Here is a 13,365-nt window from a genome sequence, read left to right as displayed (position 1 = left end):
ACCTTCGGGACCGGGGCAACGCCCTCACCTACGGCTGCTTCCGCGTGCTGGTGGACCCGGACCGCCGCGGCTCTTGCAAATTCTCGTCGAGCGCTTCAAACTCGTAATACACCGGGCGTGACTCGTGCGGTCATCGTCGTCCGCCCCGCGAAGGGAGAGCTCTCATCATGTCCACCCATATCGTCACCAACCAGGTCCCGCCTCTGGTCGACTTCGACGCCGCCGATCAGCCGGTGGTGCTGGAGGCGCTGCGGCGTGGCGGCGCCGAGCACGCGCTGGCCGAACTGCACGAGGTGGGCAGGCTGGCCGGCAGCGCGCACGCCCAGGAACTGGGTGACCTCGCCGAAGAACACCAGCCGGTGCTGAACACCCACGACCGGTACGGCCATCGCATCGACGAGGTTCGCTACGACCCCGCCTACCACGAACTCATGCGGCACGCGGTCGGCTTCGGACTGCACGGCACGCCATGGGCCGACACCCGGCCGGCTCCGCACCTGGTGCGGGCGGCGAAGTTGAGCGTCTGGGGCCAGGTCGACGCCGGGCACGGCTGCCCGATCTCGATGACCTACGCCGTCGTCCCGGCGTTGCGCGCGAACCCGGAGCTGGCCGCGCGATACGAGCCCCTGCTGACCTCCCGCGTCTACGACCCGGTCCTGGCACCGCCCACGGAGAAGGCAGGGCTGCTCGCCGGCATGTCGATGACGGAGAAGCAGGGCGGCTCCGACGTCCGCGCGAACACCACCTCCGCCGTGCCGCAGCCGGACGGGACGTACCGCATCACCGGGCACAAATGGTTCACCTCGGCGCCCATGTGCGATTTCTTCCTGGTGCTCGCTCAGGCGCCGGGAGGCCTGTCGTGCTTCTTCGTTCCGCGGGTGCTGCCCGACGGCACCCGCAACACCTTCCGGCTCCAGCGGCTGAAGAACAAGCTGGGCAACCACTCCAATGCCAGCAGCGAGGTCGAATACGACGACACCGTCGGCTGGCTGGTCGGTGACGAGGGCCGCGGCGTACCGACCATCATCGAAATGGTCAACCTGACCAGGCTCGACTGCACCCTCGGCTCCGCCACCGCCATGCGGGCCGGCGCGGTCGCGGCCATCCACCACGCGATGCACCGGCGGGCCTTCGGCGCGAGCCTCGTCGACCAGCCGCTGATGCGGAATGTGCTGGCGGATCTGGTGATCGAGGCCGAAGGCGCGAGCACGGTCGCGCTCTGGCTGGCCGAGCTGACCGACCGCGCGGTGACCGGCGACGAGCAGGCCGACCTGCTGCGCCGGATCAGCCTGGCGGTCAGCAAGTACTACGTGTGCAAGCGCGGGCCGATTCACGCCGCCGAGGCGCTGGAATGCCTGGGCGGCAACGGCTATGTCGAGGACTCGCGCATGCCGCGGCTCTACCGCGAGGCGCCGCTGATGTCGGTGTGGGAGGGCTCGGGCAACGTCGCCGCATTGGACACGCTGCGCGCCATGGCCAAACAGCCCGCGGCGCTCGGCGCCTTCCTCGACGAGGTGAAACTCGCGGCCGGCGCCGACGCCGAGCTCGACGGGGCGATCGCTCGGCTGGAGTCGCAGTTCACCGATTTCGACACCGCGCAGCATCGCGCCCGCCGCATCGTCGGCGACATGGCACTCGTGCTGCAGGGCTCACTGCTGGTCCGGTTCGGTCATCCCGCTGTCGCGGAGGGATTCACCCGGACCCGGCTCGGCCGCGACCGCGGCGACGTCTTCGGCACGCTGCCGGTGGGGCTGGACACCGGCGCGATCATCGATCGGCTGACCCCGAAGCTCGGCTGAATCGACCGGCACGAGAGGAGTAAGCACGATGACCGCGACGAACCCGATCGCCGGCCCCCGCAACCGTGCCGGCGAACCCGCCGACTACGCCCGCCTGCTGCACGAACTGGCCGATGCCTCGGTGCACCGGCATTTCGACCCCTACCGTGATGTCGCCTGGGATGCGCCGGAGGTGCAGGTCGTACCCGACGACCCGCGCTGGATCCTGCCGAAGTTCGACCCGCTCGGCGGCCATCCCTGGTACCGCGCCCAGCCGAGGGAACGGCAGATCGCCATCGGCATGTACCGCCAGGCGAACACCGCGCGGGTGGGCCTGCAATTCGAGCAGCTGCTGATCGCGGGCTTCATGGTCTACCTCGGGCAATTGCCCAACGGGTCGGCCGAATTCCGCTACGCCACCCATGAGGTGATCGAGGAGTGCAACCACACCCTGATGTTTCAGGAGGCGGTGAACCGGTCCGAGATCGACGCGCCCGGATTCGGGAAGCTGTTCCACGCGGTCTCGCCCCTGGTGGCGCTGTTCCCGCGGATCTCGTCGTCCTTCTTCTTCATGTGTGTTCTCGCCGGTGAGGAACCGATCGACCACATCCAGAAACAGTATCTACGCGAGCAGGACGGCTATCACCCGATGGTGCGCGCCGTCATGCGGATCCATGTGGCAGAGGAAGCCAGGCATATCTCCTTCGCGCACGAATTCCTGCGCAGGCATGTGCCGAGGGCGTCGGCGCCCGCGCGGCTCGCGCTGTCGCTGGTGTTTCCGGTCGCGCTGCGGGTGGCCTGCGATCTGATCGCAGTGCCGCCGCGGGATTTCTGGCGCGAGTTCGACATCCCCGATCACGTCCGGCGCGAAGTGTTCTGGGGATCGCCGCGATCGCGCGCGACCCTGCGCGGCTATTTCGGCGATGTGCGGATGCTGGCCGAGGAGATCGGCATGATGAACCCGGTATCCCGCAGGCTGTGGCAGGCGCTGGGCATCGACGGCCGGGTCTCGCGGCACCGCAGCGAGCCGGACCGCACGCCCGGTCCACGCTGAATCAGGCTGTCTGCTGCGGGTTCTCGCCGATGTGGTCGGCGGCGAAGGCATAGAACTCGGCGCGGAACTCGGCGTAGCGGGCGCGGATCGCCGCGCCCGGCCAGTCGGCGGGCAGGAGTTCCACCGGCAGGACCGGGTCGTCGAGAATGTGGCGGACGGTCGCGGCCGCCACTTCGAACCGGGCGGTGATCGTATCCGCCGCGGCGAAGGCCGCGAGCAGCTCGCCGGCGCGGGCGGCCCAGCGTTCGGGACGGAAGAGGCGGCGAGCCAGCTCAGGGGAGGGTTCCTCGGGATCGCCGTGGAAGATGACCAGGCGTTCCCGCGCTGCGGCGGGCATGGTGAGCCCGATGTTGTCGGGTCGGCACCACACACCTTCGCGGAGCTCGCCGAGGCGGGCCTGACGCAAGGCGTCCCGGAACGCGGCCCGATCGGTGGAATCGGCGGCTCCGACGGTGACCACCCCGAGAACCCATCGGCCGTCCCAGGGTCTGGGATCGGGGGAGACGGCGGCGTCCTGGCGGCGTTGACGTTCGGCCAGGCGCTCGGAGAGTCGGTAGGTGGCATCGCTGCGTTCCAGGTCGCCCGCCGCCACCATGCGGGTGAGCGCCGCGCGCACCGCCGACTCTTGGAGGCCGAGACCGGTGCCCACCCGCACGATCCATCCGACCGGCGCCTCGGCCGGATGCGCGCCGAGCAGGACGCTCAGGATCGCCGAGCGCGCGGTGAGAGCGCGGACGGGCGTGCTGGCGGTGGGCATTCGCCGATCGTATCCGCTCGGCCGACGCTCGACCGGCCTCACCCGGCGGGGGTGGCCGCGATGGCGAACAGCGCGTCGACGTGCGCGGCGATCGCCTCGGGTGAATCGAGTTCGCGATTGGGGCTCGGCATGGTGGCCAGCGACAGGCTCACCCGCACCCCCCACTCGAGCACCAGCTCGATCGGCACCGGCGAATCCGCGGTCGCGGGATGGATGGCGTGCAGCAGCGGCGCGGCCAGCCCGGTGCCCTCGGCCAGAACCGGAGCCAGATCGATGGTCAGACTGCGGGCCAGTTCCTCGGGAGCGGCCTCGAGCATGGCACGGAACAGATCGTTGCCCCGGAAATAGGACACCGTGAACACCACCAGCTCACGAAAGTGCTCCCGCAACGGCAAGCGGCGGGCGAAGGCGGGTTGCAAGGCGACCAGGTAGTCCATCGCCTCGGAACGCATGAGCGCACGTTTGATCGCGGCCTGATCGCCCAGATACTTGTACACCGTCGGGCGCGAGACCCCGGCGCGTTCGGCGATGAGGGTGTGCATGCGCTCGGCGCTCGGCTGCTCGATGTAGCAGAGCCTGGCCGCGGCGAGGATGCGGGTGCGGAACTCCTCTGCGGTCGTCACGGCCCTCTTCGCTCGCTACCGGTGGGTCGGCCACCGTTCCTGCCTGCTGTCGTCGAGCAGTGTAACGGGGGCGAATGCGCGGTCAGGAACGCTGACCGCGCACCTGGGCCCCGGCAGGCAGGAAACGGCCGGGGCCCCAGGACCGACCCAGTCCCTCGGCGAACTCGCCGTCGCGATAGACGACGCGCCCGTTGACGATGGTGGCGGTCACTGCCCCGTTGTCCCGGTTGACCATCCGGCGGATGCCGCCGTACTCGGGCATCTCCTGTTGGCCGAGCTCGTGCACGTTGTGGTCCAGCCGCTCGGGGTCGATCACGGCGATGTCGGCGCGGTCGCCCGCACGCAGGTGCCCGGCGTCGATGCCGAACCAGTCGGCGAGTTCGGCGGTGAGCCGGTGCACGGCGCGCTCCACGCTCAGGAACGGTGTGCGCACGGTCTGCGCGGACCGAACGCGTTCGAGCAGACGCAGGTGATAGTTGTAGAAGGCCATGTTGCGCAGATGTGCGCCCGCATCGCCGAATCCCATGTGGACGCCGCTGCTGGCGGCCAGCTTGTCCAGGTATTTCGGGCGGTCGTTGGCGATGGTGGTGCGCCAGCGGATCTGCCTGCCGTATTCGACGACCAGGTCGAGGAAGGCGTCGACCGGATGGATGCCACGTTCGCGGCCGATCTCGCCGAAGCTCTTGGCGATCAGGGATTCGTCGGGGCATTCGACGATGACGGCGTCGAAGAGGTTGCGGTGCCAGATCTTCGGTGAGAATTTGTTCTCGTAGTCGCGCCGGAACCAGCGCCGGTACTCCTCCGATTGCAACAGTTCGTTACGTTCGATCTGATCCTTGATATCGAGAGCGGCCGCGCCGGAACCGAATTCCTCGAACACGACCAGGTCGATCCCGTCGGCGTACACGGTGAACGGCACCGGCAGATGCTGCCACCGGAAATCGCCCTTCAACAGCTTGTTGAGCACCGGAGCGCTGTAGAGCATGAAGTAGATCAGCGGCGGGTAGGCCTTGGAATCGGCGGCGGCGAGCAGCGAGACCTTCAGTTTGCCCTTCTTGAACCGGCTGCCCGCGGCCAGGAAGAACTTGCCGATATTGGGCGTGAGCGAGATGCGCGGGGTGCTCTGCAGAATCCGGCCGCGGCGGCGCAGCACCTTGTTCAGCGCGCGGAACTCCTTGCCGCGCACGAAGGTCGAGGGCAGCGACCGCGAGCGGTAGAGATCGCCGTCGAGCTTGTCGATCCAGTTGGTGGTCGCGGACAGGCCGAGGAATCCGGCGTCGAGGGCTTCCTCGAGCAGGGCGGTCATCCGCTCGAGTTCGGCGGCGGTGGGGCGGACCTTCTCGTCGACGGCGCGGTCCATGCCCATGACGTGCACGCGCATATCGGATTGACCGAGGAAGGCGGCGATATTGAGGCCGAGATCGAGTTCGTCGATGGCCTTGGCGTATTCGGCCGGGGTGGACCAGGTGCGGTTCTCGTCGAGCACGCGGATGACGGCCTCGCGTGGCACCGCCTCGACCCGGCTGAAGATGTCGGCGCATTCGATGTTGCTCGCCAGGATGGTGGTCAGCGAACAGTTGCCGATGATCGCGGTGGTGACGCCGTGGCGGATCGATTCGGTGAGCGCGGGGGAGACCAGCATCTCGGCGTCGTAGTGGGTGTGGATGTCGACGAAGCCGGGCACGACCCATTTGCCGCGCGCCTCGATCACGGTGTCCACGCCGGTGGTGTCGAGGGTGGCCGTGCTGATCTCGGCGACGACACCGTCGCGCACGCCCACGTCGGCGATCTGCGGCGGGCGACCGGAACCGTCGAACACGATGCCGTTCCGGATTACCAGGTCGAATGCGGTCATGGGGCGGGCTCCTCGCGGGTTGTGTGTTACCGTCCGTCGCGGACATTTACAATTGTGGCATATTTGGAAACGAAGGTCGATTCCCGGCCTGTCGTCATCGGAGCGGAGGAGCGGTGTCCGAACCCGTTGAACTGCGGTTTTCCCTCGATACCGCCGAGCTGGCGGCGCTCGCCTGGGGCGACCCCGGCGATCCAGTGGCCCTGCTGGTGCACGGCTTCCCGGACTCGGCGTGGACCTGGTCCGAGCTCGGACCCGCCTTGGCCGCGGCCGGCTGGTACGTCGTCGCGCCCTTCACCCGTGGCTACGCGCCCAGCTCGCTCGCCTACGACGACGACTACTCGATCGGCTCGCTGGTCGGCGACATCATCGCCCTGCACCGTGCCCTCGGCGCCGACGAGCGCGCCGTGCTCATCGGCCACGACTGGGGTGGGGCGATCGTGAGCGCGACCTCGAGCAGTCATCCGGAACTGTTCGCCCGCACCGTTGTCATCGGGATTCCGCCGCTGGCGGTCATCGCGGACCTGCTCGATCCCCGCAACATCCGCCGCAACGCTGCGGTGATCGTGCGTCAGTTGCCGCGCAGCTGGTACATGAGCGTGGTCTCGACGCCGTTCTCGGAGTACCTCGGTGGCCCGCTGATCCGGCTGCTCTGGCGTCTGTGGGCGCCGGGCGTCGACCTGTCGGCGACCCGCGAGCTCGGCCTGCGGGCTCTCGGCACCCGGCCGCGCCGCCGAGCGGCGTTCAGCTACTACCGAGCGGTCTGGAACCCGCTGTATCGCCGCACGCGTGGTTTCGAGACCGAGCAGCGCGCCGCGTTCACCCCGATGCGGCACCGCACCCTGCTCATCCAGGGCCGCGACGACACCTGCGGGTTGGCGCGCACCAGCGCCCGAGCTCTCGATCATCTGCCCGGCGGAAGCGTCCGCGAGGTCGTTCCGGACGCCGGTCATTTCGCTCATCTGGAACAACCCGAGGCAGTGGCCGCACTCGTCCTCGGTTATCTCGGCAAAGGAGCCGACGCATGAAGAAGCTGCGTTTCCGTAAGTCCAAGCCCGTGATGGACGCCCACGAATTCGGTCCGCTGCGGCTGAGCGCGCGCAACGTCTCCTTCGATCTGAGCCGGACTCCGCTGCACTGGATCCCGGATTACCCGGTCGCCTCGCACATGGTCAGCACCTACCATCTGCTGTTCCCCGAGGTCGAACGCTTCTTCATCGATGCGTTCACCGAAGCTCTGCCGCACATCACCGATCCGACCCTGCGGTCGGATGTGCTCGGTTTCATCGGCCAGGAGACCATGCACGCCAACACCCACGACGAGTCGCTGGCCGACTTCTTCTCCCGCAACGGTATCGATCCCGAGCCGCCGCTGGAACAGGCCCGCTTCCTGCTGCGCCGCCTGCTCGGGCCCCGCGAGTTCACCTCCCACAAGCAGGCCCGCCAGTACCTGAACAACCGTCTCGCGATCACCGCCGCGCTGGAGAACTTCACCGCCTTCCTCGGCCACTTCGTGCTGAACTGCTCGTGGCCGGAGAAGGGCGCCGACCCGAACATGACGGCGCTGTTCACCTGGCACGGCGCCGAGGAGATGGAGCACCGCATGGTCGCCCACGAGGTCGCCGAATACTTCGACCCGCGCTACGTCCGCCGCCTGCGCATGACCCTGGTGACGCTGCCGCTGACCATCTGGATCTCTGCGCGTTTCGTCTGGTACCTGGTGAGTAACGACCCGACCCTGCAGCGCACCCGCCTGCAGACCCTCCGCGACATCCTGCGCGCCTGCAGGGAGGGTGTGCTGCCCTCGGTCGGGACCGTCCTGAAGTCGATGGTCGACTACCTGCGCCCCGGCTACACCCCCGACGGCACCGGCTCGATGGCTCAGGCCCTCGGCTACCTGGCCACGGTCGAGGCCCGCGGAAAGGCGGCCTGACGTCATGGGTTTCCGCACCGCCGACTTCCCGTCGAGTCTGCACCGCCCCGGCCGGCCGGACCGCCTGATGCGGTTCCTGTCGGTGGGATTGAACGGTTTGATATTCGCCGAGAAGTTCGCCCATCTGCCGCCGGTGCCGAGCGTGGACCACGTCGACTTCCACGAGGTCACCGTGATCGGCCGGGAGATCGTCGCCCTGGACGAGAACGTGGTCGCACTGACCTTCGCAGGCACCGAACCGCTCGGCCGGTGGTCGGCCGGTGCGCACCTGGACGTGAAGCTACCCTCGGGCGCGGTGCGCCAGTACTCGCTGTGCGGGGACGCCGGCGATCATTCGACCTACCGCATCGCCGTGCGCCTGGTACCCGACGGTCGCGGCGGATCCGCGGAGGTGCACAGCCTCGCCGTCGGGGACCGGATCGAGGTCAGCAAGCCGCGCAACGCCTTCCCGCTCGCCCTCGGCGGCTACAACCAGGCCCATCCCGCGGTTCGTTTCATCGCGGGCGGTATCGGCATCACGCCGATCCTGCCGATGCTGGCCGCCGCCGACAAGCTCGGTGTCGAGTGGACGATGATCTACGCGGGGCGTAGCCGCGAATCCCTGGCGTTCCTCGACGAACTCGCCCCCTACGGCGACCGGATCACCCTCCACGTCGATGACGAGCAGGGCCTGGCCGGCGCCGAGGAACTGTTGGGTCCCTTGGTCCCCGGTGCCGCCGTCTACACGTGCGGACCCGCTCCCATGCTGGATTCGCTCAGCGCCGCGCTCGCCGAGCACCCGACGGTCGAATTCCACTTCGAGCGCTTCAGCGAAGCGCCCGTGGTCGACGGCAAGCCCTTCGAGTTGCGACTTGCCCGCACCGGCGAGCGGATCACCGTCGACGCCGACACCACGGCCTTGACCGCGCTGCTGGAGAAGCGGCCCGACGCCACCTATTCGTGCAGGCAGGGTTTCTGCCGCTCGTGTGCGGTGCGGGTCCTCGACGGTGCTCCCGAGCACCGTTCGGCCGCGTTGAGCAAGGCCGAGGAGGAAGAGGGCTACTTCCTGCCGTGCGTCTCCCGCGCCGAAGGCACGCTCACCCTCGATCTCTGATCGGCCCGCGCTTCCACCGCAGCTCGGTGCCCCGGCCCCGAAAGGAGCCGGGGCACCGGTGTTTTCAGGAGTCCGTCGACAGTGCCAGGGTGCGCAGCGAGGCGACGACTTCGCGGTACATCCAGGATTTCATCGCGCCGAGCGCCGGGCCGCGAGTGCTCGCCCGCGCGGCCGCGATCTCGATCGCGTGCGGCAGGACCTGCTCGGCGGGGAGCGCGGCGTCCACCAGACCGGCGGCCAGCGCGTCGTCACCGCCGTAGCGGCGGCCGGTCAGGATGGCCTCATGCGCCGCGGCCCCCGGCAGGCGCGCGGTGAGCAGATCGGCCATCCCGCCCGGGATGACCAGCCCGCCCGGCATCCCGAAGCCGAGGCTGATCTCGGGGAGGCAGAAGAAGCCGCGGTCCGCGCGCATCACTCGGGCGTCGTGCGCCGCGGCGAGAATGGCGCCCGCGGCGAAGCAATGGCCGTTGAGCGCGGCCACCGTCGGCACCGGCAGGGTCAGCAGGCGGGCGAACAGCCGTTGGCCGGCCAGCAAATACTCCCCGGCGCCTTCCGTGGCGAAGCGCTCGGGCTCGAACCCGTTGGAGTAGAACTTGCCGGTGCCGGTGGTGACGAGGGCGGCGTCGCCGGAGCTCTGCTCCACCTCGTCGAGGCAGGCGCCGACCGCGGCCATCCAGTCCGGGCTGAAACGGTTCTCGGTATCGGCGACTCCGGGTTCGCCGAGGTCGAGGATGAATACCGAGGCGTCACGGGTGAGGTAGGGCATGGCTCTCCTGTGCTGGTGGGTGGGGATCAGCGGGCCGGATCGACGAAGATGTCGAAGGCCAGGTCACTGCTGGGGCCGTATTCCGACAGGTCGGTGATGCCGTTCTCGGCGAGCACGTCGACGTCGAGGAAGGTCTCACCGGTGGTGGCCGCGGCACGGCCGGCCAGTACCAGCATCGCGGCGTCGGCCACGATCTCGGGCTTGCGCGCGGTGGCCACCGCCTCCTCGCCGCCCAGCAGGTTGCGCACCGCGGCGGTGGCGATCAGGGTCTGCGGCCACAGGCAGTTGGCGGCGATGCCCTCCTTGCGGAACTCCGAAGCGAAACCGAGGGTCAGCAGGGTCATGCCGTACTTGGCCAGCATGTACGGCGGATGCTCGCCGAGCCACTTCTCGGACAGGTTCAGCGGCGGCGACAGCGACAGGATGTGCGGGTTGTCGGACTTGCGCAGGTGCGGCACCGCGGTGCGGGTCAGCAAGAATGTGCCGCGCAGCTGGATCTGCTGCATGAGCTCGAACTTCTTCAGCGACAGCTGCTCGCTGCCGGACAGGTCGATGGCGCTGGCGTTGTTGACGACGATGTCGATGCCGCCGAAGCGGTCCACGGTGGCGTCGACGGCCTCGCGGACCCGTTCCTCGTCGCGGACGTCGCCGACCACGGCGAGGGCCTGCCCGCCGGCCTCCTCGATCTCGGCGGCGGCGGTGTGCACGGTGCCCGGCAGCTTGGGATGCGGCACATCGGTTTTGGCGAGCAGCGCGATATTGGCGCCCTGGCGCGCGGCGGCGATGGCGATCGCCAGTCCGATGCCGCGGCTGCCGCCGGACATCAGCAGGGTGCGTCCCTTCAGGGGATTGTTCACGGGTCTTCCTTCGCTGTTCGGAGGCGATCGGCGGGGTGCGGTGTAGATTTGCTTCTGCATGGTTAACCGGCGTTGATCCCACAGTTGTGGTATTTGATCTGCGATTATGCGGATCACCATCCACGATGGATAACCATGCAGAAGTGCATGGTATCCGAACGGGTCGCGTCACGCTGCTTCGGTGCCCGGGTGGTCGCGCCATCTGCGCGACGCGCTCTCTACAGTCGAGGGATGACGATGACGCCGAGGCAGCCGCAGCAGGAACGTGGTTTCACGACGCGTCGGCGCATCCTGGAGGCGGCCGCGGCGGTACTGGCCGAGCGCGGCTGGTCGGCGACCTCGGTGAGTGATGTCACCAAGCGCGCGGGCGTCACCCGCGGCGCGGTGCAGCACCATTTCACCGATCGCGAGGGCATGCTCGCCGCCGCGATCGCGCACCTGCTCGACATCCGCATCGAGGAATTCCAAGCCGCGGCCGCCGACCTCCCGGCCGGCGCGGGCCGCACCCAGGCGGTGGTGCGCATGCTCGTCGAATATCACCAGGGCGAAGCCTTCGCGGCCACACTGCAACTGTGTGTGGCCGCCGCGGCGGACCCACTGCTGCGCCCGCGGGTGGCCGCGATGGAGGCGGAGATGGGCGCCAAGATCTTCTGGACCGCGGTGGACCTGCTCGGCCTGGACGGACGTGACCGCACGGTCCGCGCCACCATCCAGGCCTTCCTCGACAGCGCCCGCGGCCTCGGCCTCGCCGGGTTCATCGGCGACGACACCGTCCGCCGGGAAGCGGTCACCGCGCGCTGGGCCGAGATGATCGATCAGCTCCTGTTCTGACCGCTACCGAGCGCTGGGGGTGTGCACGTCTCACCGCAACGGTAGGTCCGGGGTGCCGCGTGGTGGGCCGGACACCCTTGCCCGCTATCGGACTGCTGCCCCCAGCAGGGCGGCCAGCCGCTGCTCGGTCTCGGTGCCGGCCGACGGCGTGTGCAGCAGCAGCCGGTGGTCGGGCAGGTCGGGCAGCAGCAGGGTGGTGTAGTCGAAGACGAGTTCGCCGACCTCCGGGTGGGTGAGCACCTTCGTCCCCGTTGTGGTGTCGCGAACGTCGTGCTCAGCCCAGATCTCGGCGAATTCGGCGCTCACCGAACACATGTCGTTCGCGAGCCGGCCGAACTCCGGGTCGTCCGGATAGCGTGCGGCGTCGGCGCGGAACTGGGCGACGATGGCGCGGGCGGAATCGTGCCAGTGGCACAGCGATGATCGGTAGCGGGTGCTGGTGAAGAAGGTGACCAGGCAATTGTGGTCTTCTTCGCGGTATCCGAAGACCAGCTCGGCCGCGCGGTTGACCGCCACCAGGTTCCAATGCCGGTCCAGCAGGTAGGCCGGGCGCGGCAGCCAGGAGTCGATGAGGCGGCCGAGGCCCTCGGGCACCGGACGGCCCGCAGGGCCCGGCCGCGGCGGGTTGAGCCCGGCCAGTAGGTAGAGATGTTCCCGCTCGGTCGCGTCCAGGCGCAACACCCGTGCGATCGCATCCAGGACCTCGCCGGACACATTGATGTCACGCCCCTGCTCGAGCCAGGTGTACCAGGAGACCCCGACTCCGGCCATGATCGCGACTTCCTCGCGGCGCAATCCGGGGGTACGCCGGCCGCGGGTATCACCGACCGCCAAACCGGCCTCCGTGGGCGTCACCCGGGCTCGCCGGGACCGCAGGAACTCCTTCATCTCGGCACTGCGACGAGCCCGAGCCTCGGCGGGCAGCTTGGTCGATCTCATGCCGACGATCGTATGCACCGCCCGGTCCGTGCTGTCGACCGTCCGGTGTGCCGCCAACCGTCCTTTCTCGCCCCGGACGACTCCCGGGTCATCATCTGGAGCAAGTAGGGGACCGGGAAGCCCGCAAACAGGCCGGAAATATCGTTGACGGCGCGGACGGGCTCGGCGCCGGGCATCCCGTCTGTGGGACTGGCCGAGGCGCTGACTACCAGACGCGAGGCCCCTCACCGCGCCCGCTGATCGCGGAACCAGTCGTCGATGAGACCGGAAGCGCCTTCCGGCGTGGGATCGTTCTTGATCATGGCGCTGATGCGCTGGGCTTGTGCGGTTGTGGGCAAGAACCCGACCAAGAGCGCAGGAAGAAGGAGTCGGCGGGCCACGAGTTCCTGCGCCGATGTCACGTGAGGTCTGCGGATTACCGAAACGTTGACGCGGATCGCGTGTTCGTTGCCCGGTGGGACGCCCGGCCGGTCGGATTCTCGTGCGGCGTAACGGAAACCATGCGCGAGGTTGCAGGGGGAGCAGTCGATCGGACCGCGGCTGAGGCGGCCACCGCAGTCGCCGCAGACGATCCGGTCGAGCGCGCCATCGACGATTCGCCAGTCGTGCTGGTCGGGTTCGGCGGCTATCAAGCGGGCAACGTCCAGTTCAGTGTCATCTCGCCACTGATCGACGAAGCCCTGCCACTCCTCCTCGACCAGGGCGTCGACGAGGAACCGACATCGACGGCAATCGGGTGCGCCACTGTACTCATAACCGCCACATTCGACGCATCGCATCAGGGCGGCACCGACCTCCGGTCTCACCCACATCATTGTCGTGCCGACTCCGCGATCAGCGCCAGCGAATTGCTCGCGCCACACACTGGTTGCTCCAGCCGGG

Annotated in this window: 13 protein-coding genes; 6 read left to right on the top strand and 7 right to left on the bottom strand. The window is 68.7% G+C overall.

Annotation, left to right across the window (positions count from 1 at the left end):
• Positions 1-164 precede the first annotated feature (164 nt).
• Positions 165-1,799 (top strand): acyl-CoA dehydrogenase family protein, encoded by a 1,635-nt coding sequence (locus AC4HOU_RS01520; RefSeq protein ID WP_490724242.1) that lies wholly within the window; start codon positions 165-167, stop codon positions 1,797-1,799.
• A gap of 28 nt (positions 1,800-1,827) precedes the next feature.
• A complete protein-coding gene (locus AC4HOU_RS01515) occupies positions 1,828-2,832 on the top strand; it encodes an AurF N-oxygenase family protein (RefSeq protein WP_163813245.1) in 1,005 nt (334 codons plus the stop codon).
• Position 2,833: 1 nt separating this feature from the next.
• Here the strand turns inward: AC4HOU_RS01515 and AC4HOU_RS01510 are convergent, their stop codons facing one another.
• The 3 genes from AC4HOU_RS01510 to AC4HOU_RS01500 form a co-directional block, all read right to left on the bottom strand.
• Entirely contained in the window at positions 2,834-3,589 is a 756-nt protein-coding gene (locus AC4HOU_RS01510) for a PaaX family transcriptional regulator C-terminal domain-containing protein (RefSeq protein ID WP_490724027.1), read from the bottom strand.
• A 38-nt stretch (positions 3,590-3,627) separates the two neighbouring features.
• Positions 3,628-4,212, bottom strand: coding sequence for a TetR/AcrR family transcriptional regulator (locus AC4HOU_RS01505; RefSeq protein WP_194991160.1), 585 nt, complete (start codon positions 4,210-4,212; stop codon positions 3,628-3,630).
• 82 nt (positions 4,213-4,294) lie between these two features.
• Positions 4,295-6,067: an N-acyl-D-amino-acid deacylase family protein gene (locus AC4HOU_RS01500; protein WP_490724026.1), complete on the bottom strand. Its 1,773-nt coding sequence runs from the start codon at positions 6,065-6,067 to the stop codon at positions 4,295-4,297.
• A 113-nt stretch (positions 6,068-6,180) separates the two neighbouring features.
• Here AC4HOU_RS01500 and AC4HOU_RS01495 point away from each other — a divergent pair, with 113 nt between their 5' ends.
• From AC4HOU_RS01495 to AC4HOU_RS01485, 3 genes are read left to right on the top strand one after another with little or no spacing between them, the layout of a single operon-like run.
• Positions 6,181-7,092, top strand: a complete 912-nt coding sequence (locus AC4HOU_RS01495; protein ID WP_194992585.1) for an alpha/beta fold hydrolase — start codon at positions 6,181-6,183, stop codon at positions 7,090-7,092.
• Positions 7,089-7,997 (top strand): metal-dependent hydrolase, encoded by a 909-nt coding sequence (locus AC4HOU_RS01490; protein WP_163813240.1) that lies wholly within the window; start codon positions 7,089-7,091, stop codon positions 7,995-7,997. The genes AC4HOU_RS01495 and AC4HOU_RS01490 overlap by 4 nt, the downstream gene beginning before the upstream one ends.
• A 4-nt stretch (positions 7,998-8,001) precedes the next feature.
• Positions 8,002-9,090, top strand: a complete 1,089-nt coding sequence (locus AC4HOU_RS01485; protein ID WP_490724025.1) for a PDR/VanB family oxidoreductase — start codon at positions 8,002-8,004, stop codon at positions 9,088-9,090.
• A 64-nt stretch (positions 9,091-9,154) separates the two neighbouring features.
• Here AC4HOU_RS01485 and AC4HOU_RS01480 read toward each other — a convergent pair whose 3' ends face one another.
• Both AC4HOU_RS01480 and AC4HOU_RS01475 read right to left on the bottom strand, forming a co-directional pair.
• Positions 9,155-9,856 (bottom strand): enoyl-CoA hydratase/isomerase family protein, encoded by a 702-nt coding sequence (locus AC4HOU_RS01480; RefSeq protein WP_195019426.1) that lies wholly within the window; start codon positions 9,854-9,856, stop codon positions 9,155-9,157.
• 26 nt (positions 9,857-9,882) lie between these two features.
• Positions 9,883-10,713, bottom strand: coding sequence for an SDR family oxidoreductase (locus tag AC4HOU_RS01475; RefSeq protein ID WP_280212809.1), 831 nt, complete (start codon positions 10,711-10,713; stop codon positions 9,883-9,885).
• Between the two features lie 231 nt (positions 10,714-10,944).
• On the opposite strand from AC4HOU_RS01475, the gene AC4HOU_RS01470 reads away from it, so the two are divergent.
• On the top strand, positions 10,945-11,544 hold the full coding sequence (locus AC4HOU_RS01470; protein WP_163813236.1) for a TetR/AcrR family transcriptional regulator: 600 nt from the start codon (positions 10,945-10,947) through the stop codon (positions 11,542-11,544).
• An 84-nt stretch (positions 11,545-11,628) separates the two neighbouring features.
• Here the strand turns inward: AC4HOU_RS01470 and AC4HOU_RS01465 are convergent, their stop codons facing one another.
• Both AC4HOU_RS01465 and AC4HOU_RS01460 read right to left on the bottom strand, forming a co-directional pair.
• Complete coding sequence (locus tag AC4HOU_RS01465) at positions 11,629-12,483, bottom strand: helix-turn-helix transcriptional regulator (protein ID WP_490724024.1); 855 nt, start codon at positions 12,481-12,483, stop codon at positions 11,629-11,631.
• 224 nt (positions 12,484-12,707) lie between these two features.
• The gene (locus AC4HOU_RS01460; protein WP_490724023.1) at positions 12,708-13,289 is read right to left on the bottom strand and encodes a hypothetical protein; all 582 of its coding nucleotides are present in this window, start codon (positions 13,287-13,289) and stop codon (positions 12,708-12,710) included.
• Positions 13,290-13,365 lie beyond the last annotated feature (76 nt).

The sequence above is a fragment of the Nocardia sp. JCM 38205 genome, assembly GCF_058222935.1.
Note: the sequence above shows the minus strand (reverse complement) of the source record. Positions and strands in the feature narration are given on the sequence as shown.

Bases quoted from the DNA above. Each gene is read 5' to 3' on its own strand.
- AC4HOU_RS01510 (WP_490724027.1), bottom strand. From the start codon at position 3,589: ATGCCCACCGCCAGCACGCCCGTCCGCGCTCTCACCGCGCGCTCGGCG.
- AC4HOU_RS01485 (WP_490724025.1), top strand. From the start codon at position 8,002: ATGGGTTTCCGCACCGCCGACTTCCCGTCGAGTCTGCACCGCCCCGGC.
- AC4HOU_RS01480 (WP_195019426.1), bottom strand. From the start codon at position 9,856: ATGCCCTACCTCACCCGTGACGCCTCGGTATTCATCCTCGACCTCGGC.
- AC4HOU_RS01500 (WP_490724026.1), bottom strand. From the start codon at position 6,067: ATGACCGCATTCGACCTGGTAATCCGGAACGGCATCGTGTTCGACGGT.
- AC4HOU_RS01465 (WP_490724024.1), bottom strand. From the start codon at position 12,483: ATGAGATCGACCAAGCTGCCCGCCGAGGCTCGGGCTCGTCGCAGTGCC.
- AC4HOU_RS01470 (WP_163813236.1), top strand. From the start codon at position 10,945: ATGACGATGACGCCGAGGCAGCCGCAGCAGGAACGTGGTTTCACGACG.
- AC4HOU_RS01490 (WP_163813240.1), top strand. From the start codon at position 7,089: ATGAAGAAGCTGCGTTTCCGTAAGTCCAAGCCCGTGATGGACGCCCAC.
- AC4HOU_RS01515 (WP_163813245.1), top strand. From the start codon at position 1,828: ATGACCGCGACGAACCCGATCGCCGGCCCCCGCAACCGTGCCGGCGAA.